The following is a 26,080-nucleotide window of genomic DNA, read 5'->3' as shown; positions in this document are numbered from 1 at the left end:
AGTTATGTGTCTAGCCACCTAATCGGGTGGCGATCTAGGAGGAGTCATGAAGGCCATCCAGTTCGACCGCTTCGGCGGCACCGAGGTCCTGCACGAGACCGACGTCGAAGTCCCCGTCCCCGGTTCCGGCCAGGTCCGCATCCGCGTCAAGGCCGCCGGCCTCAACGCGATCGACGGCAAGATCCGCTCCGGGGCGATGGAGGCCGTCCGCCCGACGCCGCTGCCCGCGATCCCGGGCGGCGAGCTCGCCGGTGTCGTCGACGCCGTCGGCGACGGCGTGAGCGACGTGCAGGTGGGCGACGAGGTGCTGGGCTGGTCCGACACCGGCGCCTACGCCGAGTACGCGCTGGCCACCACCGTGGCCCGCAAGCCCGCCGGGCTCGGCTGGGAAAACGCGGCGGCGCTGCCCGTCGCGAGCGAGACGGCCGAGCGGGTCCTGAACCTGCTGGGCGTCACCGAGGGCGAGACCGTGCTCATGCACGGCGCGGCCGGAGGGGTCGGCACCATCGCCGTCCAACTCGCCGTGGCGCGCGGCGCGCGCGTCATCGCCACCGCCGGCCCGGGGAACCAGGACTACCTGGCCTCGCTCGGCGCGATCCCGACGGTCTACGGCGAGGGCCTGGTCGAACGGGTCCGGGCACTCGCGCCGGAGGGCGTGGACGCGGTGTTCGACCTGGCCGGCAAGGGGGCCCTGGAGGACTCCATCGCGCTCCGCGGCGGCACCGAGCGCATCGTCACCATCGCCGACTTCCGCGCCCGCGAGCTCGGCATCGTCTTCGCCTCAGGCGCCCAGGAGCAGTCGGCCGCCCGCCTCGCCGCCCTCGCCGAGGACGCCGCGAACGGCGGGCTCGTCACGACCGCCACCGCCTACCCGCTCGGCAAGGCGGCCGAAGCCCAGCGGATCAGCGACGCCGGGCACGTCCGCGGCAAGCTCGTCCTCACCGTCGAGTAGGCCCTGTTGTGGAGTGAGCGCGCCCGGTCCGGCCGCCTTCTACGCTGTCGGAGCGGCCGCGTCCACCGGCCGTGCCGCCTACACCGCCAAAGGAACACCATGTCCGATCCCGCACCGCGCGTCCCGTCCACAGCAGGCGAGGGTCCGCTGAGCTACGCGATCTTCGAACTGGCCCGCGCCCACCGCGGACGAGCCGCCGCCATGCTCCGTGCGTTGGGCCTGCACCCGGGGCAGGAGCTCCTGCTGATGCACCTGCTCGACCGGGACGGCCAGACCCAGTCCGAGCTCCTCGACGCCGTCGGCCTCGACCACTCCACCGTCTCGAAGTCGCTGCGGCGCATGCAGGACGCGGGGCTGCTCGTCCGCGAACCGGCCGAGCACGACCGGCGCGTCATGGTCGTCCACCTCACCGGGCAGGGGCGCGCCATGCGCGAGCCCATCGCGGCGATGTGGCGGGAGCTGGAGGAGGCCTCCACGAGGGACCTCTCGCACGAGCAGGCCGAGACGTTCGTCCGGACCGCCCACACCGTCATCGACGCCATCAACGCCCGCAACCAACCGCCGGAAGCACCCGCCTGAGTCCCGGCACGCGTCCGGGTCAAGACACCAGATCCACTATGGAGGAATTTCGATGTCCCACCAGAACTCGCAAGTGAAAGCGCCGGTCAGCGACCGCGTCCTCTTCATCGGCTTCCTCGCGGAGACGATGAGCGAAGAAGAACTCGCACCCCTGAACATGACGGTCGCGGAGCTGGCCGCGCAGATCGAGCGCGGCTGGGGAGCGATCCAGGCCGAAGGCATCGCCGGCGAGCTGTGCGGCATCAGCAAAGACCCCGACGAAGCCGAGGCCGAGCTGCGCCGGCGGTTCGCCGAAGGCACCTTCGGCGTCGCACTCGTCGGCGGCGGCGTGCGCCTGTTCCCGGAGAACACCGTGCTGCTGGAGCGGATCGTCAACGTCCTCATCGACCTCCAGCCGGGCATCCGGATCAGCTTCAACACCAGCCCGCAGAACGCACTCGACGCGATCCGCCGCTGGCTCGACCACTAGACCCCGACTGCACATAGGATCAGCGCATGCAGTCACCGGACGGCGAGGGAATGAACGGCGAGCGTCTCCAGGCGGTCGCACGGGAGGTGGCCGCATCCCTGCCCGAGGTCACCGAAGGACGCCCGTTCGTCGACAAGCTGGACGTGTACAAGGTCGCCGGCAAAGTGTTCCTGATCGTCACCGACGACCCCGACGAGCAGATCATCACCGTGAAGGCCGACCCGAGCGACGCCCGCGCCCTGCGCGCGCAACACCGGACCGTGACCGCCGGCCGCTACCTCGACAAGAACCACTGGATCTCGATCGGCCCCGGTACCGGCATCACCCGAGCACTGGCCACCGACCTCGTGCGCGACTCCTACGACCTGGCGGTCCAAACCCTGCCCCGCCACGACCGCCCGCCCACCCAAGGCTGACCGGCTCTTGATCTGGCTCTTCTCGGCCCCTGGCGGATGCTCCGCCGGGGGTCTTCGTGCTGGTGGGTGCTACAGGGATCGAACCTGTGACCACCTCGTTGTAAGCGAGGTGCTCTACCGCTGAGCTAAGCACCCGGAGGGCGCGCGGGAGCGCGCCGAGCCTGAGACAGGGTACCTGAACGGAGGCTTGGGCGCGAGTGGCGGGTGGCGTGGGTGCTCGCATTGTGGGCAGGCGAGAGAGGCCTGGGTGCGCGCGTCGTGGGCGGGTGGAAAGGCTTGGGCGCGAGTGGCGAGACTCGCCGCATTTGCGGTCGCTGGTGGGGCCTGGGGCGCAGGTGGGGAGGCCCGGGGCACAGGGTGGAATTTCATGGAAGCTTCAAGTGTTGGGGGAGTCGTGGAAAAGCTACGCGTGGACATCTGGTCCGACATCGCCTGCCCTTGGTGCTACGTCGGGAAGGCCCGGTTCGACAAGGCCGTGCAGCAGCTCGACGGGAAGGTCGACGTCGAGATCCGGCACCGGTCCTTCGAACTCGACCCGCACCGCGAGCCGGGCGACACCGCCCCGGTCGTCGACATGCTCGTCAAGAAGTACGGCATGAGCCGCGCCCAGGCGCAGGCCGGGGAGTACCGGCTCGGCGACCTCGCCAAGGCCGAGGGCCTTGAATACCGCACCGAAGGCCGCGACCACGGCAACACCTTCGACCTCCACCGCATCCTGCACCTCGCTGCTGAGCGGGGCCTGGAGGCCCAGGTCTGGCAGGCGTTCTACGTCGCCAACTTCGCCGACGAGGCCTCGATCTTCGAGCGTGGGCGCGTGATCGACGTGTCCGTCGCCGCCGGCCTCGACAAGGACGAGGTCGTCGCGGTCCTCGACGACCCCGAGGCCTACCGCGACGCGGTCCGCGCCGACCAGGCCGAGGCCGCCGCGCTCGGCGCCACCGGCGTGCCCTTCTTCGTCGTCGACGAGAAGTACGGCGTCTCCGGCGCCCAGCCCACCGAGCTGTTCACCGAGGTCCTCGAGAAGGCTTGGGGTGAAAAGCGACCGGCGATCACCACGATCGCCGGCGCTGAAGGCGCCAGTTCGACGGAGCATGCGGAGTCGTCAATTAGTGGAGCGTGCGGGCCTGACGGGTGCCCCGTCTGACGGCACTTCAGGCGTAACTGGCGAAACCTTCACGAACGGGCACCTCCGGGAATATCCTGAGGCGAATTCCGCTCGATCGAGGAGGCGATTAGCCATGCCGATGGACCGCGAGACGCAACTCAGGCTGGTGAAACTGCGCGACGACACCGGCGTGCTCTCGCTCTACGTCAACGCCGACCCCCGGCAGGAAGGTTCCACGCCGCCCTGGAAGACCCGGCTCGACCAGGGGCTGAAGCAACTGCACGAAGCCGTCGACAACGGCACGCGCTCCGCGCTCGGCCGCCGCGTCGAGGAGATGAAGCTCGACATCGAGCAGCTCGTCCGCCCCGGCGCGCCCGGGATCGGCCGCGCGCTGTTCATCGGGCTCGCCTCAGGCCAGACCTACAGCGTCGAGATGCAGACACCGCTGACCGACCGGGTCGCCCTCGCCCCCCGCTCCCACATCGCCCCGATGCTCGGCGCCTGGGCCGAGGGCTCGCCGATCGGCATCGCCGTCGTCGACGGCAAGGGCATGCGCCTCCTCGACAGCCGCTTCGGCAGGTGCGAGGAGGTCTCCGGGCTGCACTTCGAGCTCGACACCGCCAGCTGGCGGGTCATGAAGGGCCCCAGCGCCACCCGCAGCGCCTGGGGCGGGCGCGACGGCATCACCGCGAACAACCAGCACGACCTGTTCGACTACCGCATCGGCGAGCACCTCCAGAAGTTCCTCGCCGCCGCCCACTCCACACTGGAGGAGCACGTGACGACGTTCGGCTGGGAGCTGCTCGTCGTCACCGGCGAACCGGAGCTCGTCGAGGCGGCCTCCAAGTCGCTGCACAACGGGCTCAAGGCCGAGGTCGTGCCCTCGCGGCTCGTCCTCAGCCAGTCCACGCCCGCGCAGATCCAGCAGGCTCTCGCGCCTGAGATCGCGGCCGCGAGGGCGGCCCGGGACGCGCGGCTCACCGCCGACTTCGCCGAGTCCCCGCGCAAGACCGTGGCGGGCTCCGAGGCCGTGCTCGACGCGCTCCAGGGCGGCCGGGTCGACCGGCTCGTCATCGAGCGCGACTCGGTGTGGAGCGGGCGCCGCATCCCGGAAGGCGCGGTCCTGGCCGACGCGATCGCCCCCGGGCAGCCCGAGCTGGCCTCGGCCATCGCGGACGCCCAGCTCGGCGAGGCGATGATCGAGATGGCGCTGGCCTCGGACGCACGGGTCTCGATCCTCAGCGACGGCGTGGGGATCGACGAGAAGGCGGGGGGTGTCGGCGCGTTCCTGCGCTGGTGAGCACCGCTTGAGGTTCGAAGTTAGGTTATGCTAACCTATCTTCGGCAGTACGATCCAGGGCCGCGGGCTTCTCACCTCCCGCGGCCCTGAGCCGTTTCCGGCTACGCGAACGTGGTCGCCAAGAGGGCGTCCACGAGCAGGTCGTACTCGTCGTCGGCCGACTGCGGCATGTAGGCCCCGGCCACGAACGCGTTCACCCCGTCGACGTCGACCAGCAGGATCACGATTCGCTCGTACTCGTCGGCGGTGAACTGCGAGCCGTCCCACGAGGCGGTGGACTCGGCGAGGACCCCGGCGCGACCGTCCACGGTGACCTCGGTGAGCACCGGGTCTGAGGCGCGGCCGTTCTCCCCGCCCGACGCGGAACTCTCGGCCCAGACCCGGGCAACCGTGGAGGCGGTGTCGCCCATGGTCTCCGGGCTGAACGGCAGCTCGGGAATCGCATAGCGCCCCGCGGAGAAGGCGGCGTACCAGTTCTCGGCGAGCTCGATGTTGTAGAGCGACGCGTCCTTCGCGTAGTCGAAGTCGACCGGCCCCTCGTCGAGCTGCCAGCGGTCGTTCGCGACCGGCACGCTGGCGCCCAGTGTCGCCACCTCCAGGAACTCGCCGGAGAACAACGGGGCCTCGGGGGAGGGCGAGTCGCTCAGCTCGGCCGCGCTGCTCGGCTCCTCGGACGCGGACTCCTCTGCGGCGGAACCGGAGTCGTCGTCGCCGGTGACGAGGTAGCCGACCACCCCGCCGGCGATCATCAGGGCGATCACGAGCGCGATGGCGAGTACGCGCCCGCTCCTGCGCTTCGGTTGCGGCGGCAGGGGAGCGGCGGCGTACATCGGGGGCTGGAAGGGCAGGTGCGCTGCGGGGGGCGTCGGCTCCGGGCGGGCCTCCATGCTGGGGCGCGTCGGTTCGGGCGCCGGCGGCTCGTCTGCGGCGCCTGGCTGGTGTTCGGGGCTGGGCATGCGAAGCATCCTAAATGAACTGGATTGGCCCGGGTGTCCCGCAGCGCCGACTCTGCCGCTGCGCGGCCGGGCGCTCGCCGCCGGGAGTGGCTCAGCTCATGCGAAGCCTGCTCTCCCAACGGTTCCCATGGCGGGATCCGGGATGCTACCGTTAATTCATCAAGTGATGAATTAAAGCGTCGCGGACCACCCCAAGGAGAGCGCCATGTCAACCCAAGCGGAAGTCATCGTCGTCGGAGCCGGACCCACCGGACTGCTGCTCGCGGGCGACCTCGCCGAAGCCGGCGTGGACGTCCTCGTCCTCGAGAAGCGCGGTGCCGAGCTCTCGAACCTCTCCAGGGCCTTCGCCGTCCACGCCCGTACCCTCGAAGTCCTCGACGCCCGCGGCGTCGCCGACGACCTGTTCGCCCTTGGCGGCAACAAGCTCGACGAGCTCTTCCTCTTCGGCCGGGCCACGCTCCACCTGAACCACCTCGACACCCGGTTCCCGTGCGTGCTCATGACCCCGCAGTACAACGTGGAGCGTGTGCTGCGCGAGCGCGCCGCCAAAGCCGGCGTCACGATCCACTACGGCCACACCGTCACCGGCGTCGACCAGGCCGGCGGCCGCGTCACCGTCCACACCGACCAGGGCGACTACACCGCCGCCTACGTGGTCGGCGCCGACGGCGTCCGCTCCCCGGTCCGCGAGGCCGTCGGCATCCCGTTCCCCGGGGACTCGGTCCTCAAGTCGATGATGCTCGCCGACGTGCTCCTCGCCGAACCGCCCGCGCAGAGCCCGATCACCGCGGGTGCCAACGGCGCCTTCTGCTTCGTCACCGACTTCGGCGACGGCTACTGGCGGATCATCGCCTGGAACAGCGCCGACCAGCAGGCCGACGACGCCCCGGTCGAGCTCGAGGAGATCCGGACGGCCGCGAAGCTGGCGCTCGGCACCGACTTCGGCATGCACGACCAGCGGTGGGCTTCGCGGTTCCACTCGGATGAGCGGCAGGCCCCGACCTACCGCGACCGCAACGTCTTCCTCGCGGGCGACGCCGCCCACTGCCACTCGCCCGCAGGTGGTCAGGGCATGAACACCGGCATCCAGGACGCCGCGAACCTCTCCTGGAAGCTCGCCGCCGCCCTGCGCGGCGCCGACCCGGCCGTGCTCGACTCCTATGAAGGCGAACGGCACCCGGTCGGCAAGGCGGTGCTGCGCTCCAGCGGCGCGCTCGTCCGCGTCGCCGCCAACCGCTCCAAGATCGGCCAGGCCGTGCGCGGCATCGCCGTCGAGACCGCCCTTCGCATCAAGCCGATCATGCACAAGATGACCGGCATGATCAGCGGCATCGGCATCCACTACGGACATGAGAAGGGCGAGGGCCGGCTCGTGGGCCACCGCGCCAACGACATCGACCTCGCCGACGGCACCCGCCTCTACGAGGCCCTGCGAGGCGGCAGGTTCGTGGTCCTCGACAGCGCCGAGTCGTACGCAGCCGGCTTCGTCGCCGACGCCGCCTCGGCCGCCCCCGACGGCACCGTCACGATCGTCCGCCCCGACGCCTACATCGGCTGGGCCGGCGAGGACGACCCCGCCGCGATCCGCGCCTACCTGGAGAGCCACGCGGGCAAGAGCTGAACTCCGAACACCACCGCGGCGGCGGGCTCCGGCCCGCCGCCGTCGCCGTGCGCGTTCGACAACGGCATCGACAGTCCTCTTTAGGCGCATCGGCAGGCGGGGCCGTGAAATGCATCGGGAATTGTCGATCCATTTATTCGAAACGCTGAAGATCATCGATGGCATTGCCTTGTGGCACTTGGCATATTGATCGAGAAATACGCTATGCGCCCTTGCTCGCAAGGTTGTGGGAGCGCTACCCTCAAGGCATTGCCGAATCCGGCATCGGAGGCCGGACACCGTGGACCGGCCGCATCTCCCCGCCTCACCACCCTCGGAGCCGTCCCTCATCATGGCTGCCAATCCTGAACTCCCAGCTCCGCCGACCGATGCGGAGCTCTACGACTACTTCGGACCGCAACGCCGCTGGGTCATGGCGGTCATGTTCGCCTCGTGCCTCTTCCCCGCGGCCGCCACTGTCGCCCTCGCGCTCGCCAATCCTCTACTATGGCCGTTCGGAATCGTGCTGATCCTCAATACGGCCGCCGTCGGACTCTCAATGCTCGACGGCATCCGCGCACGCCGCATCACCCCCGCCGGGCACCAACTGCTCACGAGCGCCTACCGCCCCGACGCACCGCCCTCAGTGGATGTGCTGCTGCCGACCTGCGGTGAGCCCGTCGAAGTGCTCGCCAACACCTACCGGTACGTCGCCGCGCTCGCCTGGGACGGCCCGCTCGGCGTCCTCGTCCTCGACGAACTCGACCGGGAGGAGGTGCGCGAACTCGCCGCCCGGCACGGGTTCGCGTACGTCCACCGGCCCGACCCCGGGGTCGGAAAGAAGGCCGGGAACCTCAACCACGGCCTCGGCCGCTCCGAAGCCGAGTTCGTGGTCGTCTTCGACGCGGACTTCTGCCCGCGCCCGGACTTCCTCCACCACCTGATGCCCTACACCGCAGAGCCTTCCGTCGCGATCGTCCAGTCGCCGCAGGTCTTCGACACCGGCCGCTCCATGGGCTGGCTCCAGCGCACCGGCGCCGCCGCGCAGGAGCAGTTCTACCGCTGGCTCCAGCCCGCCCGCGACGCCGACGACGTGGCCGTCTGCTGCGGCTCCAACGCCGTGTACCGGCGCTCGGCCCTCGACCGGGTCGGCGGCTTCGTGGTGCGCGACCACTCCGAGGACCTCTACACCGGGCTCGCCCTCTACCGGCTCGGCCTGCGCACCGTGTACGTGCCGCTGGCCCTCGCCAAGGGACTGAGCCCCGACACCCTCGAGGCCTTCCTCAACCAGCAGTACCGCTGGTGCCTGGGCAATCTCGAGCTCGCCCGCCCCGGCGCGCTGCCGGGCATGGGTCTGCCCTGGCGGGCGCAGCTCGGATTCTGGGCCGGGATCAGCGGCTACATCATGGGGGTGGTGAACATCTGGGCGGTACCGCTGCCGATGCTCATCGTCCTCGCCTGGCAGCCCGACCAGATCAGCCCGGTGCACCTGCTGCCGTTCCTGGTCCCGATCTGGACCTGGGGTGTGCTGCTGCCGCTCCTGCACCGCTCGCGCACGCGCCTGGAGACCCTACGGGCCGGACTCCTGTCGAGCTTCGCGCACCTGGTCGCACTGCGGGACATGCTGGGCGGCAAGGCGGCCGAGTGGGTCCCGACCGGTGCGCGCCGCCGCGCCAACCCGCTGGTGCGCACCGCCGTGAACTGGGTGCTGCTGTGGACCGGCGGCACGCTCGCCGCCATGTGGGCCCTGCTCGCCTACGACGTCGCCGTCCACGGCTGGGAGCGCCTGTGGGGCGCGGCCGTGCTCATCGGCGTCCACACCTACCTCGCGGCGCCCGTAGTGGCCGCCGCCTGGGGCGCGCTGCGTCGACGCGGCCGCGCGCGCCCGGAACCGAACGCCACCGTAGAAGGAGAAGGCCATGAGCCCCAAGAGAAGCCCGTCACCGAACCGCCTGCACTGGTCGGCGGCCCTCACCTGGACCGGGTTGATCGCGGCCACCGCGATCCTCGCGTCAGGAGCACTGCCGCTTTAGGAGCGTGAACGCCCTCCCCGCCGTGCCGAAGGCGCGACGGGGAGGGCGTTCCGCATGGGGCCGAGGTGCATTCACGTCGAGTTCACCGGCAGGCGGTTGTTCGGTTCGCGGCATTTGTCGTTGACTTGCCTTCCACCCGATTTCCTGTGAAATGCAGGGCATCCTGAGATATAGAGGTTCCATGACCATCCTCAGTAGACGGAATGTCCTCGGCGCCGGCCTCGCGGTCGGCGCCTCCGCCGTAGCCTCCGGCGCGCTCGCCGGCACCGCCCAGGCCGAGGAGGCCTACGGCGGCGCCCTCATCGGCGCACCCCGCGGCGACCGGCTCCACCTCATCACCTTCAACCTCCGCTACGAAGGCGGCGACCCCTCGCCGCGCACCTGGGACGAGCGCCGCCCCCTCGTCAAGGCGCTCCTCGAGAAGGAGCGGCCGACCGTCCTGTTCACGCAGGAGGGCCTGTACGCGCAGAACCAGGACGTCCTCGAGGACCTCAAGGACCACGACTGGATCCACCTCGGCCGCCTCGGCGGCTCCAAGAGCGAGGCCACCGCGGTCTTCTGGGACCGGCGGCGCCTCAAGGCCCTCGAGTACGACCACCTGTGGCTCTCGGACACACCGCTGCTCATCGGCTCCCGGAGCTGGGGCAACAACGTCGTCCGGATGCTCACCTGGGTCCGCTTCCAGGACCTGCGCACCGGCAAGGACTTCTACGTCGTCAACAACCACTTCGACCACCAGTCCGAGGACTCGCGGCAGCAGGGCGCGCAGATGAACCTCGACGTCATCAGCGCGTGGACCTCCCCGGTGATCGTCGCCGGGGACTTCAACAACACCCCGGACACCCCGATCCACCAGATCTTCACCGACGGCGGCCTCGTCGACACCATGCTCGCCGCCGAGGAGCCGGTCACCCCCGTCTACGGCACCTGGAACGGTTGGAACCCGGTCCCCACCGAGGAGGAGCGGCGCATCGACTGGATCCTCACCACCCCAGAGGTGCGGATCCTCAAGGCCGGCGTGAACACCTACACCAGGGACGGGCGCACCCCCTCCGACCACTGGCCGGCGCAGGCGCTCATCGAGCTCCCGTAAAGGACTCCGAGGCGGCGGCCGCGCTAATACCCTTGAAAAGGTGAACGACGCGCTGACCGCCGCCCCGGAGGGCGCCAGGAACGGGCCGCACTCGCTCCTGGGGCCTGTCGATCCACCGTTCCTGCACGTCATGACCTACAACCTCAAGTCCGCCTCCGGCCGCGCCCCGCACTCGTGGTGGAAGCGCCGCCCCCTCGTCAAGGCCGTGCTCGAGAACGAACTGCCCTCGATCATCTGCACCCAGGAAGGCCGCTACCGCCAGCTCCTCGAGCTCCGCGAGGACCTCGACGGCTACGACTGGGTCCACCTCGGCCGCGGCGGCGGCTCCCGCAGCGAGGCCACCGCGATCTTCTGGGACGCCTCCCGGCTCCTCCCGCTCGAATACGACCACCTCTGGCTCTCCAAGCACCCCAACGTGATCGGCTCGCGCAACTGGGGAAGCGGCACCATCCGGATGCTCACCTGGGTGCACCTGGAGGACCGCGCGACCGGACGCCGGCTCTACGTGGTCGACAACCACTTCGACCACCGCTCCGAGAAGGCCCGCCGCAAGGGCGCGCGGATACTCCTGGACACGATCGAGCCCTTCCTCGACCCCGTGATCGTGGCCGGGGACTTCAACTGCGGCCCCGATTCCGCGACCCACCGGGCCCTGACCGGGGGCGGCCTCGCCGACGCCTGGGAGCACGCGGACGAACGCCTCACCCCGGACTGGGCCACGTTCAACCGCTGGCGCTCCCAGCCCACCGAGGGCCCCACCCGCATGGACTGGATCCTCGCCCGGTCCAGCGAGGACTGCGCCGTCGAGATCCACCGGGCCGGCGTGAACGCTTACGCCGAGGGCGATCTGACCCCTTCCGACCACTGGCCGGTGCAGGCGCTGATCAGACTCGTGCCGCGGCGGGAGCGGACGTCGCACCGAGGAACGCGCGGATCGCACTGACCGCGGCCCTCCCGGCCCGGTTCGCGCCGACGGTGCTGGCCGACGGGCCGTACCCCACCAAATGCACGCGCGGATCGGCCGCCACCCGCGTGCCGTCCATGATTATCCCGCCGCCCGATCCGCGGAGCTTCAACGGCGCGAGGTGGTCAAGCGCCGCCCGGAACCCGGTGGCCCACAGGATCGTGTCGACGGCGATGAAGCGGCCGTCGTCCCAGCGCAGACCGTCAGGCGTGATCTGGTCGAACATCGGCAGGCGGTCGAGCACGCCCGCTTCGCGCGCGGCCCGGATCGCGGGCGTCATCGGCACCCCGGTGACGCTGATGACCGACTGCGGCCGCAGCCCGCGCCGCACCCGCTCCTCGACCATCGCGACGGCCTCGCGGCCCCGGTCGGGGTTGAAGTCCCCTGAGCGCCACTGCGGTTCGCGCCGGGTGATCCAGTGCGTGGACGCGGCGAGCGGGTCGATCTCGAGCAGGTGCTGGATCCCGGAGATCCCGCCGCCGACTACCGCGACGCGCCGCCCCGCGAACTCGTCGGGGCCGCGGTACTGCGCGGTGTGCAGCTGCCTGCCATTGAACCGGTCCTGCCCCGCGTAGCGGGGCCAGAACGGGCGCTCCCAGGTGCCGGTGGCGTTGATGAGCGCGCGGGTGATCCAGGTGCCCCGGTCGGTGACGACCTCGAGGCGCTCGTCGGGGAGGGACCGCACCGCGCTCACGGACACGGGCCGCTGCACGCGCAGGTCGAACTCGCGCTCGTAGTCGGTGAAGTACTGCGAGATCACGCCGGAGACGGGGGTGGTCGGCTCGGGTTCGGGGACGTCCATGCCGGGCAGCCGGTACACCCCGTTCACGGTCGCGAACGTCAGCGTCGGCCACCGGAACTGCCACGCCCCGCCCGCGTGCGGGGCATGGTCGAGGACCGCAAACCCGGTCCCGGGTGCGAAGTGCCGGCGCAGGTAGTAGGCGGCCGAGAGCCCGGCCTGCCCGGCCCCGATGACGACGACCTCGACCTCGCGATTCACCTCTAGTGGAACGACCGCGCCGAGCGGGCGATTCCGCTGGGTGAGGCCCTTCACTCGCCAGGTGCTGCACTGTGCTTCCTGGTTCCGTACGCAGGCTCCGGACTGCGCTTCCTGGTTCCCTACGCAGGCTCCGGACTGTGCTCCCTGGTTCCGTACGCAGGCTCCGGACTGCGCTTCCTGGTTCCCTACGCAGGCTCCGGACTGTGCTCCCTGGTTCCCTACGCAGGCTCCGGACTCTGCTTCCTGGTTCCCTACGCAGGCTCCGGGAACGATTCCTTCATGGTGAAGGCCTCGGCGGTCGGGCCCTTCTCACGCAGGATCGTCAGCCGCTTCTCCGCCTCGGGCAGGGCCGGCCGGTGCCCGGCCGGGACCCACCACATCGCGGAGTACGCCTCGGCGAGGTGCGCGAACCACTCGCGCCGCCGCTTGAGCATCGCGCGGTGCTCGGGTCCGAAGACGTAGGCGTGCAAGGCCTCCGGCGAGGTCCACACCGAGAGGTTGACCGCGAGCCACTCGTCGCCGAACACCCGGAAGTCGGTCGCGTCGGCCCCGCCCTCGTCGACCAGGCGCCAGACGAACCCCTCGGCGCCGTCCGCGACGGCGTTCACCTCTTCCAGCTTCGAAGTGAACCCGTACATCGCCTCGCTGTCGAAGGGGGCCAGGATCCGCCCGATGTTCACTTGCGCCAGTTCGTAATCCGCACTCATGAGAAGCAGCCTGCCAGCGCTCCGAACCCGCCGTCAACGGCCGGGGGCGAAACCCAGTCGCACCCCAGTCGACCGGGTTTTCGGCGCGGGGCCTCAGTCGGCGAGGGGCGTCAGGAACTCGAGCCGGTTGCCGAACGGGTCGCGGGAGTAGCAGCGGCGGTAGCCGATGAAGTCGGCGTCCCACTCGACCGGGCATCCGGCGGCGGCGAGGCGGGCGGCGAGCGCGTCGAGGTCGGCGACGAGGATGCCGGGGTGGGCCTTCGCGGAGGGCACGTGGCCCGCGTCGACGCCGAGGTGGAGTTCGAGGGCGTCGGTGCGCAGCCACAGGCCGCCGCGTTTGGCGAGCTCCGACGGCTTCGCAACCTCGGTCATGCCGAGGACCCCGACGTAGAACGCGCGGGCGGCGTCCTCGCCCGCGGGGCGGATGGCCAGTTGCACATGGTGGACGCCGTATCCGAACGGCGAGGTGCCGCGCTGCGGGTTCATGGTGCGCTCCTTTGCGAACGGTGGGGGTCGGCCGGCGGCGGGCACGCCGAGGAGGGCGGGCGCGGGCGTCGCCGGATTCAGGCGGGGGACGAAGCGAGGGGCGGACCGTTGCCGGTCCGCCCCTCGCTGTCGTTCACGGTGTCAGCTCGCCAGCAGTCCGCGGAGGACGTACTGGAGGATGCCGCCGTTGCGGTAGTACTCGGCTTCGCCCGGGGTGTCCAGGCGGACGACGGCCTCGAAGGTGGTCTCGGCGCCTTCGGGGTTCACGGCGGTCACGGTGACCGTCTCCGGGATGCCGTCGTTGATCGCGGTGACGCCCGTGATCGAGACGGTCTCCTCGCCGGTGAGGCCGAGGCTCTGGTGCGACTCGCCCTCGGGGAACTGGAGCGGGAGGACGCCCATGCCGATGAGGTTCGAGCGGTGGATGCGCTCGTACGACTCGGCGATGACGGCCTTGACGCCCAGCAGGCGGGTGCCCTTCGCGGCCCAGTCGCGGCTGGAGCCGGTGCCGTACTCCTTGCCGGCGAAGACGACCAGCGGGGTGTTCTCCGCGGCGTAGTTCTGGCAGGCGTCGTAGATGGTCGAGACCGGGCCGCCGGCCTGGGTGAAGTCGCGGGTCCAGCCGCCTTCGGTGCCCGGCGCGAGCTGGTTGCGCAGGCGGATGTTCGCGAAGGTGCCGCGGACCATGACCTCGTGGTTGCCTCGGCGCGAGCCGTAGGAGTTGAAGTCGGCCGGGGACACGCCCTGGTCCTTCAGGTACGACCCGGCGGGCGAGTCGGCCTTGATGGAGCCGGCGGGGGAGATGTGGTCGGTCGTGACCGAGTCCCCGAGCTTCGCCATGACGCGGGCGCCCGCGATGTCCTCGACGGCGGCCGGGGTGGCCGGCATGCCCTCGAAGTAGGGGGCCTTGCGCACGTAGGTCGAGTCGTCGGCCCATTCGAAGGTGTTGCCGGTCGGGATCGGCAGGGACTGCCAGGTCTCGTCGCCGTCGAAGACGGAGGCGTACTCCTTGAGGAACATGTCGCGGCCGATGTTGCCGTCGACGACCTCGCGGATGTCCTCGGCGGAGGGCCAGATGTCGCGCAGGAACACGTCCTGGCCGTCCTTGCCCTTGCCGATGGCGTCGGTCGTGAGGTTCACGTCCATGGTGCCGGCGAGCGCGTAGGCGACGACCAGCGGCGGGGACGCGAGGTAGTTCATCTTGATGTCGGGGTTGATGCGGCCCTCGAAGTTGCGGTTGCCCGAGAGGACCGCCGCGACGGCGAGGTCGCCGGCCTGGACCGCGGCCGAGGTCTCCTCGGGGAGCGGGCCGGAGTTGCCGATGCAGGTGGTGCAGCCGTAGCCGACGAGGTTGAACCCGAGCTTGTCGAGGTACGGGGAGAGCCCGGCGCGGGTGAGGTAGCCGGTGACGACCTGCGAGCCCGGCGCGAGGGAGGTCTTGACCCACGGCTTGGAGAGCAGGCCGGCCTCGACGGCGTTCTTGGCGAGCAGGCCCGCGCCGACCATGACGTACGGGTTCGAGGTGTTGGTGCACGAGGTGATCGCGGCGATCACGACGGCGCCGTGGTCGAGTTCGAACTCGCCGGCTTCGGACTTGACGGTCTGCGGGTTGTGCGGGCGGGAGCCGTTCGCCTTCTCCGCCGGGGCGTCCGAGCCGGGGAAGGACTCTTCGCCGGCCTCGTCGTGGACGTAGTTGGCGACGTCGCGGCGCCACTGGTGCCCGGCGTGGTCGAGCTGGATGCGGTCCTGCGGGCGCTTCGGGCCGGCGATGGAGGGCACGACGGTGGAGAGGTCGAGCTCGAGGTACTCGGAGTACTCGGCCTCCTTCGCCGGGTCGTGCCACATGCCCTGGGCCTTGGCGTAGGCCTCGACGAGCTCGATCTGCTCGTCGCTGCGGCCGGTGAGGCGCAGGTACTCGACGGTGCGCTCGTCGATGGGGAAGATGCCGCAGGTGGAGCCGAATTCGGGGGCCATGTTGCCGAGGGTGGAGCGGTCGGCGACGGGCACCGCGGTGACGCCTTCGCCGTAGAACTCGACGAACTTGCCGACGACGCCGTGGTCGCGGAGGATCTCGGTGATGGTGAGCACGAGGTCGGTGGCGGTGGTCCCGGCGGGGAGGTCGCCGGAGAGCTTGAAGCCGACGACGCGCGGGATGAGCATGGAGATGGGCTGGCCGAGCATCGCGGCTTCGGCCTCGATGCCGCCGACGCCCCAGCCGAGGACGCCGATGCCGTTCTCCATGGTGGTGTGGGAGTCGGTGCCGACGCAGGTGTCGGGGTAGGCGACGCCGTCGCGGGTCATGACGACGCGCGCGAGGTGCTCGATGTTGACCTGGTGGACGATGCCGGTGCCGGGCGGGACGACCTTGAACTCGTCGAAGGCGGTCTGGCCCCAGCGCAGGAACTGGTAGCGCTCGCGGTTGCGCTCGTACTCGCGCTCGACGTTGCGCTTGAAGGAGTCGGGGTGCCCGAAGAAGTCGACGATCACGGAGTGGTCGATGACCATCTCGGCGGGCGCGAGGGGGTTGACCTTGGACGGGTCGCCGCCGAGGTCGCGGACGGCCTCGCGCATGGTGGCGAGGTCGACGACGCAGGGGACGCCGGTGAAGTCCTGCATGATCACGCGGCCGGGCGTGAACTGGATCTCGGTGCTGGGCTTGGCGGCGGGGTCCCAGGAGCCGAGCGCCCGGATGTGGTCGGCGGTGATGTCCGCGCCGTCCTCGTTGCGCAGGAGGTTCTCGAGGAGGACCTTGAGGCTGTACGGCAGCCGGTCGTGTCCCTCGACCTTTGCGATGTTGAAGATGTCGTATTCGTGTTCGCCGACCCGCAGCGTCTCGCGGGCGCCGAAGGAGTCCGTACTCACCATGAGAGCTCCTCGATTCAGGATTTGAAGGTCGGCTTCAGTCTGCCCCAACCTGAAGGGCCGGGAACCGGGGTCGGGCAGAGCCGCCGACTCTAAAACAGTACGTCCGTCTTATTTACGGAGCCAACTGTAGCACCCGGCGTTTCCAAGGGGTTGCTTAGCCGAGCCTAACGAGGGACTGGGAGGCTCGATCCTGTTGCAGGAGAACGCGTCCGGGCCGTGAGGGAGATTGAAGGCCGACGGCGGCAGGCGATTTGGTGTGCGGTGCGCCTGCCACCGCCGGCCCGGTGCGGTGGATATAAGTCTTAATTCGGACTATACGCGGGAGGTTTTCGGGGCCTGCGGCGACCCTGTGCCCAGCCTCACTGCGCCGGATCACATAGGATATATCCTATAGGATCAGGCTCCGGCGAGGCGCGGACCGGCTTCACGCTGGGCGGCCAGCCAGGTCTCCACCTCGTCCGACGTGCGCGGCAGCCCGGCCGAGAGGTTCTCGCAGCCCTCGGCGGTGACCCGCACGTCGTCCTCGATGCGGATGCCCACGCCGCGGAGCTCCTCCGGCACCAGCTCGTCGTTGGCCTGGAAGTACAGGCCCGGTTCGACGGTGAGCACGAAGTCCTCCTGCACGGCGCCCTTGTAGTAGTGCTCGGGGCGCGAGTTCGCGCAGTCGTGCACGTCGAGGCCGAGCATGTGGCCGAAGCCGTGCAGGGTCCAGCGGCGGTAGATCAGCGAGTCCTTGTCGAGCGCCTCGTCGACCGAGCCCGGCAGGACCCCGAGGCCCTTGAGGCCCTCGGCCAGCACCCGCATGCAGGTCTGGTGGATCTCCTGGAACTCAGTACCGGGCTTGATGACGTCCATGCCCGCCTGCTGCGACGCGTGCACGATGTCGTACACCTCCCGCTGCAGCGGCGTGAACGACCCGCTCACCGGCAGGGTCCGCGTGACGTCCGCGGTGTAGAGGTGGTTGTTCTCCACGCCCATGTCCATGAGGATCAGCTCGCCCGGCGTCGTGCGCCCGTCGTTGGTGATCCAGTGCAGGGTCGTCGCGTGCGGGCCGGCGCCCACGATCGAGTCGTACCCGAGGCCGTTGCCCTCCAGGCGCGACCGCAGCCCGAACACGCCCTCAAGGGCCCGCTCGGGGATCGAGCCGCTCGAGGGCAGCACGCGCGCCACGTCCTCGAAGCCGCGCACGGTGATGTCGACCGCGTCCTGCAGCTGCTCCAGCTCCCACGCGTCCTTGACCAGGCGCAGCTCGGAGAGCACCGCGGCGAGTTCGCCGTCGCGGGTCAGCAGCGGGTGGCCCTCGGCGCCCAGCGCCGCCTCTTCGGCCGCGAAGCGCGCATCGACGCCCGCGTCGAAGCCGCGCAGCACGCGCACCTTGCCGCGCTCGAGGCCCTGCAGCTCGCTGTCGAGCCGCTCCACGTCGCGGACCTCGATGCCCAGTTCGACGCTGGTCTCCTGCAGCGAGCGCTTGCGGCCGATCCACAGCTCGCCGTACTTCGCGGAGCGGAAGAACTCGTCCGAGTCGTAGCCCTTGCGCGGGCGCCGGTACAGCACCGCGTCGTGGCCGGACCCGTTCGAGTGCAGCACCAGCACGCCCTCGGGGTCGAGGTCGCCGGTGAGCCACGCGAAGTCCGAGCCCGCGCGGAAGCGGAAGAAGGTGTCGTTCGAGCGGGTCTTCTCGGCCCCCGTGGGGACGATGACCGTCTCGCCCGGGAAGGCCGCCGAGACCGCCTCGCGGCGGCGGGCCGTATAGGCCGCCTGCGCCGACTCGGCCACGTCGAGCTCCGTCGCGCCCCAGCCCGTGCGCATGAAGTTCAGGAACTTCTCGGGGAACTTGGGGTCGTGGGGCCGCTCGCCGGACTTCTTCTCAGCCATGACAGGTCCTTCCCGACCATCGTCGACAGATGAGGTGGATGTGCCTCACCACGACGGTACTACTGACATGAGCGGGCGATGGCGGCTAGTGCGAACGCCTGAGCCACCGCTACCCTGGAAATCGTGACCGATCGCGCCAATTCGTCGCTCAATCCTCCCGCCGGCGCGGGGGCCGGGCCCACGAGGCCGAGCGTCACGCTCTCCGGCTCCCAGCTCGAGCAGATCCGCCGCCTCGTCGCGGTCGGGCGGGCCTCCTCGGTCGACGAGTACGTCGCCGCCGCCGTCGCCGAGCGCCTCGAGCGCGACCGCTCCCTCAGCGAGCTCCAGGACCTCTTCGAGCGCAAGGGCCACGCCCCCAGCGCCGAGCACCTGGCCTGGGCCCGCGAGAAACTCGGCGTCGACGACAAAGAAGGAGAGGCCGATACGTGATCGGCGGCCGCATCCTGGACGTGTCCGCCATCGTCGGTTTCGCCACGTCCATGCCCTACCCGCAGGCCGTCGTCTTCACCGCGCTCGAGCAGAACGTGGTCCTCGCGATCCCCTCCGGGGCCCTCGCCGAGGCCTGGTCGCAGGCCCGCCGCCGCGACCGCGACGCCCTCCTCGTGCTGCTCGGCCTGCCCGTCACCGTGGTCATGGACCTCGACCAGAAGTCCGCCCGCGACGTCGGCCTCATGCTCTCGCGCTCGCGCCAGCACGGCAACATCGCCGCCGGGCACGTCGCCTGGTGTGGCCTGAACCGCCCCGGCTGGCCCATCGTGACGGGCGAGCCGAAGACGCTGCTTGCATTCGACTCGGGCCTCGAGATCGACCAATTGCCTTGAGCCGTGAACCGAAGGACAATGGAGGAGCGCGCGTGACCGCCGTACAGGAGCAGACCATGAGCGATCTGGGCCAACTCGACTACCGACCTCGCAAGTCCCGCATCGGCGCCTGGATCGGCGCGGGCATCGCGTTCGTCGGCTTCACCGCCCTCTCCTTCACCCTCGGCAACGAGACCTTCGAGGGCGGTGCGATCACCTGGCTCGACCAGGCCGGGATGATCGGCCTCGGCGTCATCGGCGCCGCCATCGCCCTCAGCTTCCTGCGCCTGCGCGTGCGTGCCGACGAGAAGGGCGTCGAGGTGACCAACGTCGCCTCCAAGCGCTTCTTCCCCTGGCAGGTCGTCACCGCCATCAACTTCACGGACAAGATGACTTGGGCCACCGTGGAACTCGCGGACGACGACGAGATGTCGATCATGGCCGTGCAGGTCAGCGACAAGGAACGCGCTGTGGCGGCGATCAAACACCTGCGAGCACTCTTGGAGCAGTCCCGCAGCTAGGTGCTAGTATTGCGTGTCGATCGCACCGTGCCATCTTTATGGCGAGCGGTGCCGCAAGCGGAGTCCAGCTCCCACCCGCAGCCGGGACCCCTTCAGGGGGAGCCGACAGGTGAACGGGTCACGTACGGCGACATGATCGCCGTGCCCTTGGAGTGGACCCTGGCTGACGCCGGGGTCTTTTCTTTTGGGGACCTCACTCGCGTGAGGCCTGTGCTGGGTCACGCTTGCAACGACAAGCCGCCGGGGCTCCCGCCCCGACGACCGGAACAGCCACAGGGGCGCCGATGTTGACATCGGCGAGAATCGCGAACCAAGGAGGCCCCATCAGCGATCTGCGTATTAACGACCAGATTCGGACCAAGGAAGTGCGCCTGGTCGGCCCGGCAGGGGAACAGGTCGGCATCGTGTCGATCGACAAAGCCCTGCAACTGGCCGCCGACGTCGACCTGGACCTGGTCGAAGTCGCACCCACCGCCCGTCCGCCGGTCTGCAAGCTCATGGACTACGGCAAGTACAAGTACGAGTCCGCCCAGAAGGCCCGTGCTTCCCGCCGCAACCAGCAGCAGACCGTCATCAAAGAGATGAAGCTCCGGCCGAAGATCGACAAGCACGACTACGAGACCAAAAAGGGTCACATCGTGCGGTTCCTCACGGCCGGGGACAAGGTCAAGATCACCATCATGTTCCGCGGTCGCGAGCAGTCGCGCCCTGAGCTCGGCCGGCGCCTGCTGGACAAGCTCGCGGAAGAGCTGTCCGACCTCGCGATCATCGAATCGGCCGCGAAGCAGGACGGCCGCAACATGATCATGGTCGTCGCTCCGATCCGCCCCAAGGGCGAGATCATCAAGAGCAACAGCGGCGGCAGCGGTGGCGGACGCAAGAGCCGCGGCGGCGGCGACGCCGAGCAGGCCGAAGCGGCCCCGGAGGCGGCCCCCGAGGAGACTCCGGCTGAGGCTCCCGCGGAAGTCGCGGCCGAGGCCCCTGCGGAGACGCCCGCCGAGGCGCCTGCCACGGAGCCTGCCGAGAAGCAGCCCGAGGCCTGACCCCGAGCACCTGACTCACCGGCCGGACGCGGGCGCCCCAGCGCGCCCGCCCCGACCGGCATTGAACACAGAGGAGAAGCACGATGCCGAAGATGAAGACCCACAGCGGTGCCAAGAAGCGGTTCAAGGTGACCGGCTCCGGCAAGCTGATGCGCCGCAAGGCCGGCAAGAACCACCTCATGGAGCACAAGAGCGGTCGGTTCAAGCGCGAGCAGCAGGGCCGCGGCGAAGTCGCCCCCGCCGACCAGAAGCAGGTCCGGAAGCTGCTGGGCCTCTAGCCCACTCCGTTTGACCACCCATCCGCTTTAAACGCAAGGAGACTGAACTGTGGCACGCGTCAAGCGTTCGGTGAACGCCAAGAAGAAGCGCCGCGTCGTACTCGAAGAGGCCAAGGGCTACCGCGGGCAGCGCTCGCGCCTGTACCGCAAGGCCAAGGAGCAGCTGCTCCACTCGTACACGTACTCGTACCGCGACCGCAAGAACCGCAAGCGCGAGTTCCGCAAGCTGTGGATCACCCGCATCAACGCGGCCGCCCGCGCGAACGGCATCACCTACAACCGCTTCATGCAGGGCCTGTCCCTCGCCGAGGTCGAGGTCGACCGCAAGATCCTCGCCGAGCTGGCCGTCAACGACGCGGCGGCGTTCACCGCCCTCGTCGAGGTCGCCCGCCAGGCCCTCCCCGCGGACGTCAACGCCCCCGCCGAGCAGTAGATGCAGCTTGACCCACCCGGGACGGACGCGCTCACCGCGCGGTCGTCCCGGGTCGTCAATGCCCGGAAGCTGCAGCGCCGCCGCGCCCGCGACAAGGCCGAGCGGTTCCTCGCCGAAGGGCCGCAGGCCGTCCGCGAAGCCATCGGCGCCGGAGTGGTGGAAGACCTCTTCTACGACCTCGACGCCGACACGCGCCACTCGGACCTGATCGACGCCGCCCTCAGTGCGGGCGCCCACGTGCACGCCTGCACCGACGACGGCCTGGCCGCGCTGGCCGAGACCGTGACCCCGCAGGGGCTCGTCGCGGTCTGCAGGTTCCTCGACCAGTCCCTCCCTGCTGAGGGGGCCTTGGTCGCGGTGCTCCACGGCATCACCGACCCCGGCAACGCCGGCACGGTGCTGCGCGCCGCCGACGCGGCCGGGGCCGACTGCGTGGTCTTCGCGACCGACTCGGTCGACCCGTACAACGGCAAATGCGTGCGGTCCTCCGCCGGGAGCCTGTTCCACCTGCCGGTGGTCCGGGCCGCCGACACGGCCGACGCGCTCGACCTGTTCCCGCACGCCCAGATCCTCGCGGCCGCCGCCGACGGCGACGACCTGTACGCCCTCGACGGCGCAGGGGACCTGGACGCGCCCACGGTCTGGCTGTTCGGCTCCGAGGCCCACGGCCTCGACGAGGCCACCGCCGCCCTGGCGCACCGCAAGGTCGGCGTCCCGATCTGGGGCAAGGCCGAGAGCTTGAACCTCGCAGTCGCCGCCGGGGTGTGCCTATATGCCAGTGCGGCCGCACAGCGACGAAAGTTAGACTGGTGTCATGTCAATCGGCTCTCGCGAATTTATCCAGCCCGCCGGGTGCGGGCTGTGGCGTTAGTCGTCCACGTCTTCCCTAGCGGGCTGCGGCCGAGCCGCCTGCCTTTTCTAGACTCCTTTAGGTCCCGCCAGGAGAAAGACGTATGAGCACAGACATTGAGAACGAGGCTGGCCTGCTCCAGCCCGAGGCCCTCGCCGGGGCCGTCAAGGACGCCGCCGCGATCATCGCCGCCGCCTCCGACCTCGGGGAACTCGCCGCCGCCAAGTCCGCCACGCTCGGCGACAAGGCCCCGGTTTCCTTGGCCCGCAGGGCGATCGGTTCGATCCCGGGCAAGGAGCGCGGTGAGGCCGGCCGCAACGTGAACGCCGCCCGCACCGAGATCACCGGCCTGTTCGAGGCCCGCGAGGAGATCCTGAAGGCCGCCGAGGCGGCCCGGATCCTCCGTGAGGAGACCGTCGACGTCACGGCCCGCACGCCGCGCCGCCGCGAAGGCGCGCGCCACCCGATCAACGTCCAGATGGACCGCATCGCCGACCTGTTCGTCGCGATGGGCTACGAGATCGGCGAAGGCCCCGAGGTCGAACTCGAGTGGTTCAACTTCGACGCGCTCAACATCCACCCCGACCACCCGGCCCGGACCATGATGGACACGTTCCACATCGCCGACGGCAAGGGCGGGTACGGCTCGAACATGGTGCTGCGCACGCACACCTCCACGGTGCAGATCCACACGATGCTCACGCAGGAGCCGCCGATCTACACGGTCGCGCCCGGCCGCGTGTACCGCACCGACGAGGTCGACGCGACGCACTCGCCGGTGTTCCACCAGACCGAGGGCCTCGTGGTCGACAAGGGCATCACCATGGCCGACCTCAAGGGCACCCTCGACCACTTCGCGAAGTCGGTCTTCGGGGCCGAGGCGATCACGCGCCTGCGCCCCTCGTACTTCCCGTTCACCGAGCCGAGCGCCGAGGTCGACGTCTGGTTCGCCGCGCACAAGGACGGGCCGCGCTGGATCGAGTGGGGCGGCTGCGGCATGGTCAACCCGCGCGTGCTGCGCGCCTGCGGCATCGACCCCGACGTGTACTCGGGCTTCGCGTTCGGGATGGGCGTGGAGCGCGCGCTCATGCTGCGCCACGGCATCACCGACCTGCGCGACATCATCGACGGCGACGTCCGGTTCCCCGCCGGGCTGAAGGTGGAGGAGTAGACGATGAGGATTCCCGTTTCCTGGCTCGCCGAGTACGCCGCCCTGCCCGCCGACCTGTCCACGGCGGCGCTCGACGCCGCCCTGGTCGAGGCCGGGCTCGAGGTCGAAGAGGTCGACGACCTGCGCGGCCGCGTGACCGGCCCGCTCGTGGTCGGCCGCGTCGCCTCCATCGAGGAGCTGACCGAGTTCAAGAAGCCGATCCGCCACTGCTGGGTCGAGGTCGGCGAGGCCGAGCCGCGCTCGGTCATCTGCGGCGCGCGGAACTTCGCCGAAGGCGACCTCGTCGTCGTGGCACTGCCCGGCGCCGAACTGCCCGGCGGCTTCAAGATCGGTTCGCGCAAGACCTACGGCCGCCTCTCGGACGGCATGATCTGCTCGGCCCGAGAACTCGGCGTCTCCGACGACCACGAGGGCATCATCGTCCTCGACAGTGCCGTTCACGACAGTGTCACGGTCGGTGAGGACGCGCGCCCGGTCGTCGGCCTCGACGATGTCGTGTTCGAGCTGGCGATCACCCCCGACATGGGCTACTGCTTCTCCGTGCGCGGCATCGCCCGCGAGGTCGCGCACCGCCTTGGCGTCGCGTTCACCGACCCGGCCGCGAAGGCCGCCGAGCCCGCCGCGACCGAGCACCCGCCCTACCCGGTGCGGGTCGAGACCGACGGCTGCACGCGCTTCACGCTGCGCGAGGTGCGCGACGTGGACGCCAACGCCGAGTCGCCGGAGTGGATGGCCAAGCGGCTCACCCAGGCCGGGATGCGCCCGCTGGGCCTCGCCGTGGACGTCACGAACTACCTCATGCTCGAACTGGGGCACCCGCTGCACGCCTTCGACCGCGACGCGCTCGAGGACGTCATGGTCGTGCGCCGGGCGAAGCCGGGCGAGACCCTGAAGACCCTCGACGACGTGGTGCGCAAGCTCGACCCCGAGGACATGGTCATCACCGACGGCACCGGCCCGCTCTCGCTCGCCGGCGTCATGGGCGGCCAGACCTCCGAGGTCGGGCCGAACACGCGCAACGTGCTCATCGAAGCGGCGCACTGGAACCCGACCTCGATCGCCCGCACCTCGCGGCGGCACAAGCTCACCTCCGAGGCCTCCAAGCGCTACGAGCGCGGCGCGGACTCAGGCATCACGCTGCTCGCCGCCCAACGCGCGGCCGACCTCCTGGTCGAGTACGGCGGCGGGACCCTTGTGGACGCCGTGGCCGACATCGACAACCGGGAGCCGATCACGCCGATCGTCATGCCCGTGGACCTGCCCTCGCGCACCGTGGGCGTGGACTACGGCCGCGACCTGATCGTGGCGATACTCGAAGCGGCCGGCTGCGAGGTCGTCGGCGGGATCGTCAAGGAGGGCACTGTGGAGGGCGGCGACGTCCTCACCGTGGTGCCCGCCTCCTGGCGCCCCGACCTGACCGACCCGGCCGACCTCGTAGAGGAGGTGGCCCGTCTCCACGGCTACGGCCACATCCCCTCGAGCATCCCGCGCGCGATCGCCGGGACCGGCCTGACCTCCTCGCAGCGGCGCCGCCGCCGCGTGGCGCGGGCCTTGGCGGACAACGGGTTCACCGAGACCTACACGTTCCCGTTCGTCTCGCGCGACCGCGCCGACGAGCTGGGCCTGGACGAGAAGGACCCGCAGCGCGAGGCCGTGGCGGTGCTCAACCCGCTCGACGACGCCGCGCCGCTGCTGCGCACCACCGTGCTCGCGAGCCTGGTGAACGCCGTCCGCATCAACCTGGCGCGCGGTGCGAAGGACCTCGCGGTCTTCGAGGAGGGCCTGGTCTTCCAGCCCGCCGAGGGCTGGAGCGACCTCGAAGTGGTCGAGCTGCCCGTCTCCAAGCGGCCCGAGGACGAGGCCATCGCCGCCGCGATCCGGCGGCTGCCGGTGCAGCCGCGCCATGTCGCGGCCGTGCTGTGCGGCCAGGCCGTGCCCGCCGGCGTCGACGCGCCCGGACGCGCGGTCGACTGGGCCGACGCGGTCGAGGCCGCCGAGGTCGTGGCCGCCGCATCGGGCGTGCACCTCGAAGTCTCCCAAGGGGAGGCCGCACCGTGGCACCCCGGCCGGTGCGCGGAGCTGCGCGTGGGCGGCATTCCCGTCGGCCACGCCGGCGAACTGCATCCGGAGGTCTGCGAGCGCCTGGGCCTGCCCCGGCGCACCGCCGCGATGGAGCTGGACCTGACGGCCCTGCCGCTGCCGGACCTGGCGCCCGCGCCGGTGATCTCGCACTTCCCGGCCACGCTCATCGACGTGGCGATCGTGGTCGCCGAGCCGGTCCCGGCCGGCGAGGTCGAGGCGGCCCTGCGGGAAGGCGCGGGCGAACTGCTCGACTCGCTGCGGCTCTTCGACGTCTACCGAGACGCGAAGCTCGGCGAGGGCAAGAAGTCGCTCGCGTTCAAGCTGGAGCTGCGTGCAGCCGACCGGACGCTGACGAACGAGGAGGGCGTGGCCGTGCGCGACGCCGCCGTGGCGGTCGCGGCCGAGCGGTTCGGTGCCGCGATCCGCGTCTGATCGGCGCAGCCGAGCGCGGATGACCTGCTCGAACGCCTTGGGGCGCATTGTCACAGGAGTGACGGTGCGC

25 protein-coding genes and 1 tRNA gene are annotated in these 26,080 nt (G+C 70.3%); 19 read left to right on the top strand and 7 right to left on the bottom strand.

Annotation, left to right across the window (positions count from 1 at the left end; genetic code table 11):
• The first annotated feature begins 46 nt into the window (after positions 1–46).
• The 4 genes from O2L52_RS04510 to O2L52_RS04495 all read left to right on the top strand — a co-directional run bounded on the left by O2L52_RS04510 (position 47) and on the right by O2L52_RS04495 (position 2,416).
• A complete protein-coding gene (locus O2L52_RS04510; protein ID WP_270114130.1) occupies positions 47–952 on the top strand; it encodes an NADP-dependent oxidoreductase in 906 nt (301 codons plus the stop codon).
• A gap of 99 nt (positions 953–1,051) precedes the next feature.
• Complete coding sequence (locus O2L52_RS04505) at positions 1,052–1,531, top strand: MarR family winged helix-turn-helix transcriptional regulator (RefSeq protein ID WP_270114129.1); 480 nt, start codon at positions 1,052–1,054, stop codon at positions 1,529–1,531.
• A 52-nt stretch (positions 1,532–1,583) separates the two neighbouring features.
• Positions 1,584–2,000 carry a hypothetical protein gene (locus tag O2L52_RS04500; RefSeq protein ID WP_270114128.1) on the top strand — a complete coding sequence of 139 codons (417 nt, stop codon included), beginning with the start codon at positions 1,584–1,586 and terminating at the stop codon, positions 1,998–2,000.
• A gap of 26 nt (positions 2,001–2,026) precedes the next feature.
• Entirely contained in the window at positions 2,027–2,416 is a 390-nt protein-coding gene (locus O2L52_RS04495; RefSeq protein ID WP_270114127.1) for an MmcQ/YjbR family DNA-binding protein, read from the top strand.
• Between the two features lie 60 nt (positions 2,417–2,476).
• Here the strand turns inward: O2L52_RS04495 and O2L52_RS04490 are convergent.
• A tRNA-Val gene (locus O2L52_RS04490) sits at positions 2,477–2,551 on the bottom strand.
• A 232-nt stretch (positions 2,552–2,783) separates the two neighbouring features.
• On the opposite strand from O2L52_RS04490, the gene O2L52_RS04485 reads away from it, so the two are divergent.
• Both O2L52_RS04485 and O2L52_RS04480 read left to right on the top strand, forming a co-directional pair.
• Positions 2,784–3,560 (top strand): DsbA family oxidoreductase, encoded by a 777-nt coding sequence (locus O2L52_RS04485; RefSeq protein WP_373897018.1) that lies wholly within the window; start codon positions 2,784–2,786, stop codon positions 3,558–3,560.
• A 94-nt stretch (positions 3,561–3,654) separates the two neighbouring features.
• Positions 3,655–4,821 (top strand): VLRF1 family aeRF1-type release factor, encoded by a 1,167-nt coding sequence (locus O2L52_RS04480; protein ID WP_270114125.1) that lies wholly within the window; start codon positions 3,655–3,657, stop codon positions 4,819–4,821.
• Positions 4,822–4,922: 101 nt separating this feature from the next.
• Here O2L52_RS04480 and O2L52_RS04475 read toward each other — a convergent pair whose 3' ends face one another.
• Positions 4,923–5,777, bottom strand: coding sequence for a hypothetical protein (locus tag O2L52_RS04475; protein ID WP_270114124.1), 855 nt, complete (start codon positions 5,775–5,777; stop codon positions 4,923–4,925).
• Between the two features lie 205 nt (positions 5,778–5,982).
• Between O2L52_RS04475 and O2L52_RS04470 the strand changes: the two genes are divergently transcribed.
• The 4 genes from O2L52_RS04470 to O2L52_RS04455 all read left to right on the top strand — a co-directional run bounded on the left by O2L52_RS04470 (position 5,983) and on the right by O2L52_RS04455 (position 11,446).
• Complete coding sequence (locus O2L52_RS04470; protein WP_270114123.1) at positions 5,983–7,398, top strand: FAD-dependent monooxygenase; 1,416 nt, start codon at positions 5,983–5,985, stop codon at positions 7,396–7,398.
• Between the two features lie 331 nt (positions 7,399–7,729).
• Positions 7,730–9,418, top strand: a complete 1,689-nt coding sequence (locus tag O2L52_RS04465; protein ID WP_270114122.1) for a glycosyltransferase family 2 protein — start codon at positions 7,730–7,732, stop codon at positions 9,416–9,418.
• A gap of 173 nt (positions 9,419–9,591) precedes the next feature.
• The gene (locus O2L52_RS04460) at positions 9,592–10,503 is read left to right on the top strand and encodes an endonuclease/exonuclease/phosphatase family protein (protein ID WP_270114121.1); all 912 of its coding nucleotides are present in this window, start codon (positions 9,592–9,594) and stop codon (positions 10,501–10,503) included.
• 40 nt (positions 10,504–10,543) lie between these two features.
• Entirely contained in the window at positions 10,544–11,446 is a 903-nt protein-coding gene (locus O2L52_RS04455; RefSeq protein ID WP_270114120.1) for an endonuclease/exonuclease/phosphatase family protein, read from the top strand.
• Here O2L52_RS04455 and O2L52_RS04450 read toward each other — a convergent pair.
• From O2L52_RS04450 to O2L52_RS04430, 5 genes are all read right to left on the bottom strand, one after another.
• Positions 11,388–12,467, bottom strand: a complete 1,080-nt coding sequence (locus O2L52_RS04450; RefSeq protein ID WP_270114119.1) for an NAD(P)-binding domain-containing protein — start codon at positions 12,465–12,467, stop codon at positions 11,388–11,390. The genes O2L52_RS04455 and O2L52_RS04450 overlap by 59 nt on opposite strands.
• Before the next feature lie 251 nt (positions 12,468–12,718).
• Positions 12,719–13,174, bottom strand: a complete 456-nt coding sequence (locus O2L52_RS04445) for a DUF3291 domain-containing protein (RefSeq protein WP_270114118.1) — start codon at positions 13,172–13,174, stop codon at positions 12,719–12,721.
• A 93-nt stretch (positions 13,175–13,267) separates the two neighbouring features.
• Positions 13,268–13,660: a VOC family protein gene (locus O2L52_RS04440; protein ID WP_270114117.1), complete on the bottom strand. Its 393-nt coding sequence runs from the start codon at positions 13,658–13,660 to the stop codon at positions 13,268–13,270.
• 141 nt (positions 13,661–13,801) lie between these two features.
• Entirely contained in the window at positions 13,802–16,522 is a 2,721-nt protein-coding gene (gene acnA / locus O2L52_RS04435) for an aconitate hydratase AcnA (protein ID WP_344472574.1), read from the bottom strand.
• A 399-nt stretch (positions 16,523–16,921) separates the two neighbouring features.
• Positions 16,922–18,400 carry an aminopeptidase P family protein gene (locus O2L52_RS04430; protein ID WP_270114115.1) on the bottom strand — a complete coding sequence of 493 codons (1,479 nt, stop codon included), beginning with the start codon at positions 18,398–18,400 and terminating at the stop codon, positions 16,922–16,924.
• A 123-nt stretch (positions 18,401–18,523) separates the two neighbouring features.
• On the opposite strand from O2L52_RS04430, the gene O2L52_RS04425 reads away from it, so the two are divergent.
• From O2L52_RS04425 to pheT, 9 genes are all read left to right on the top strand, one after another.
• Positions 18,524–18,829, top strand: coding sequence for a ribbon-helix-helix domain-containing protein (locus O2L52_RS04425; RefSeq protein ID WP_270114114.1), 306 nt, complete (start codon positions 18,524–18,526; stop codon positions 18,827–18,829).
• The gene (locus O2L52_RS04420) at positions 18,826–19,221 is read left to right on the top strand and encodes a hypothetical protein (RefSeq protein ID WP_136530083.1); all 396 of its coding nucleotides are present in this window, start codon (positions 18,826–18,828) and stop codon (positions 19,219–19,221) included. The genes O2L52_RS04425 and O2L52_RS04420 overlap by 4 nt, the downstream gene beginning before the upstream one ends.
• A 32-nt stretch (positions 19,222–19,253) precedes the next feature.
• Positions 19,254–19,721, top strand: coding sequence for a PH domain-containing protein (locus tag O2L52_RS04415; protein ID WP_270114113.1), 468 nt, complete (start codon positions 19,254–19,256; stop codon positions 19,719–19,721).
• A 338-nt stretch (positions 19,722–20,059) separates the two neighbouring features.
• Complete coding sequence (gene infC, locus O2L52_RS04410; RefSeq protein WP_344472571.1) at positions 20,060–20,764, top strand: translation initiation factor IF-3; 705 nt, start codon at positions 20,060–20,062, stop codon at positions 20,762–20,764.
• Between the two features lie 83 nt (positions 20,765–20,847).
• Positions 20,848–21,042, top strand: a complete 195-nt coding sequence (gene rpmI / locus O2L52_RS04405; RefSeq protein ID WP_270114111.1) for a 50S ribosomal protein L35 — start codon at positions 20,848–20,850, stop codon at positions 21,040–21,042.
• Between the two features lie 49 nt (positions 21,043–21,091).
• Positions 21,092–21,475 (top strand): 50S ribosomal protein L20, encoded by a 384-nt coding sequence (gene rplT, locus O2L52_RS04400; protein ID WP_270108037.1) that lies wholly within the window; start codon positions 21,092–21,094, stop codon positions 21,473–21,475.
• Positions 21,476–22,432: a TrmH family RNA methyltransferase gene (locus O2L52_RS04395; RefSeq protein ID WP_270114110.1), complete on the top strand. Its 957-nt coding sequence runs from the start codon at positions 21,476–21,478 to the stop codon at positions 22,430–22,432.
• A complete protein-coding gene (gene pheS, locus O2L52_RS04390; protein ID WP_270114109.1) occupies positions 22,429–23,496 on the top strand; it encodes a phenylalanine--tRNA ligase subunit alpha in 1,068 nt (355 codons plus the stop codon). The genes O2L52_RS04395 and pheS overlap by 4 nt, the downstream gene beginning before the upstream one ends.
• 3 nt (positions 23,497–23,499) lie before the next feature.
• Positions 23,500–26,010 (top strand): phenylalanine--tRNA ligase subunit beta, encoded by a 2,511-nt coding sequence (pheT, locus tag O2L52_RS04385; protein ID WP_270114108.1) that lies wholly within the window; start codon positions 23,500–23,502, stop codon positions 26,008–26,010.
• Positions 26,011–26,080: the final 70 nt, after the last annotated feature.

It is taken from the genome of Glycomyces algeriensis, assembly GCF_027622855.1.
GTDB classification, from domain to species: domain Bacteria; phylum Actinomycetota; class Actinomycetes; order Mycobacteriales; family Micromonosporaceae; genus Glycomyces; species Glycomyces algeriensis.
The sequence above is the reverse complement of the archived record's forward strand: the minus strand, read 5'-3'. Positions and strand labels throughout refer to the sequence as shown.

What these genes read in the sequence shown, in the direction of transcription:
- O2L52_RS04510 (WP_270114130.1), top strand. Translation starts at nt 47, where the DNA reads ATGAAGGCCATCCAGTTCGACCGCTTCGGCGGCACCGAGGTCCTGCAC.
- O2L52_RS04505 (WP_270114129.1), top strand. Translation starts at nt 1,052, where the DNA reads ATGTCCGATCCCGCACCGCGCGTCCCGTCCACAGCAGGCGAGGGTCCG.
- O2L52_RS04500 (WP_270114128.1), top strand. Translation starts at nt 1,584, where the DNA reads ATGTCCCACCAGAACTCGCAAGTGAAAGCGCCGGTCAGCGACCGCGTC.
- O2L52_RS04495 (WP_270114127.1), top strand. Translation starts at nt 2,027, where the DNA reads ATGCAGTCACCGGACGGCGAGGGAATGAACGGCGAGCGTCTCCAGGCG.
- O2L52_RS04485 (WP_373897018.1), top strand. Translation starts at nt 2,784, where the DNA reads ATGGAAGCTTCAAGTGTTGGGGGAGTCGTGGAAAAGCTACGCGTGGAC.
- O2L52_RS04480 (WP_270114125.1), top strand. Translation starts at nt 3,655, where the DNA reads ATGCCGATGGACCGCGAGACGCAACTCAGGCTGGTGAAACTGCGCGAC.
- O2L52_RS04475 (WP_270114124.1), bottom strand. Translation starts at nt 5,777, where the DNA reads ATGCCCAGCCCCGAACACCAGCCAGGCGCCGCAGACGAGCCGCCGGCG.
- O2L52_RS04470 (WP_270114123.1), top strand. Translation starts at nt 5,983, where the DNA reads ATGTCAACCCAAGCGGAAGTCATCGTCGTCGGAGCCGGACCCACCGGA.
- O2L52_RS04465 (WP_270114122.1), top strand. Translation starts at nt 7,730, where the DNA reads ATGGCTGCCAATCCTGAACTCCCAGCTCCGCCGACCGATGCGGAGCTC.
- O2L52_RS04460 (WP_270114121.1), top strand. Translation starts at nt 9,592, where the DNA reads ATGACCATCCTCAGTAGACGGAATGTCCTCGGCGCCGGCCTCGCGGTC.
- O2L52_RS04445 (WP_270114118.1), bottom strand. Translation starts at nt 13,174, where the DNA reads ATGAGTGCGGATTACGAACTGGCGCAAGTGAACATCGGGCGGATCCTG.
- O2L52_RS04440 (WP_270114117.1), bottom strand. Translation starts at nt 13,660, where the DNA reads ATGAACCCGCAGCGCGGCACCTCGCCGTTCGGATACGGCGTCCACCAT.
- O2L52_RS04430 (WP_270114115.1), bottom strand. Translation starts at nt 18,400, where the DNA reads ATGGCTGAGAAGAAGTCCGGCGAGCGGCCCCACGACCCCAAGTTCCCC.
- rpmI (WP_270114111.1), top strand. Translation starts at nt 20,848, where the DNA reads ATGCCGAAGATGAAGACCCACAGCGGTGCCAAGAAGCGGTTCAAGGTG.
- O2L52_RS04395 (WP_270114110.1), top strand. Translation starts at nt 21,476, where the DNA reads ATGCAGCTTGACCCACCCGGGACGGACGCGCTCACCGCGCGGTCGTCC.
- pheS (WP_270114109.1), top strand. Translation starts at nt 22,429, where the DNA reads ATGAGCACAGACATTGAGAACGAGGCTGGCCTGCTCCAGCCCGAGGCC.
- pheT (WP_270114108.1), top strand. Translation starts at nt 23,500, where the DNA reads ATGAGGATTCCCGTTTCCTGGCTCGCCGAGTACGCCGCCCTGCCCGCC.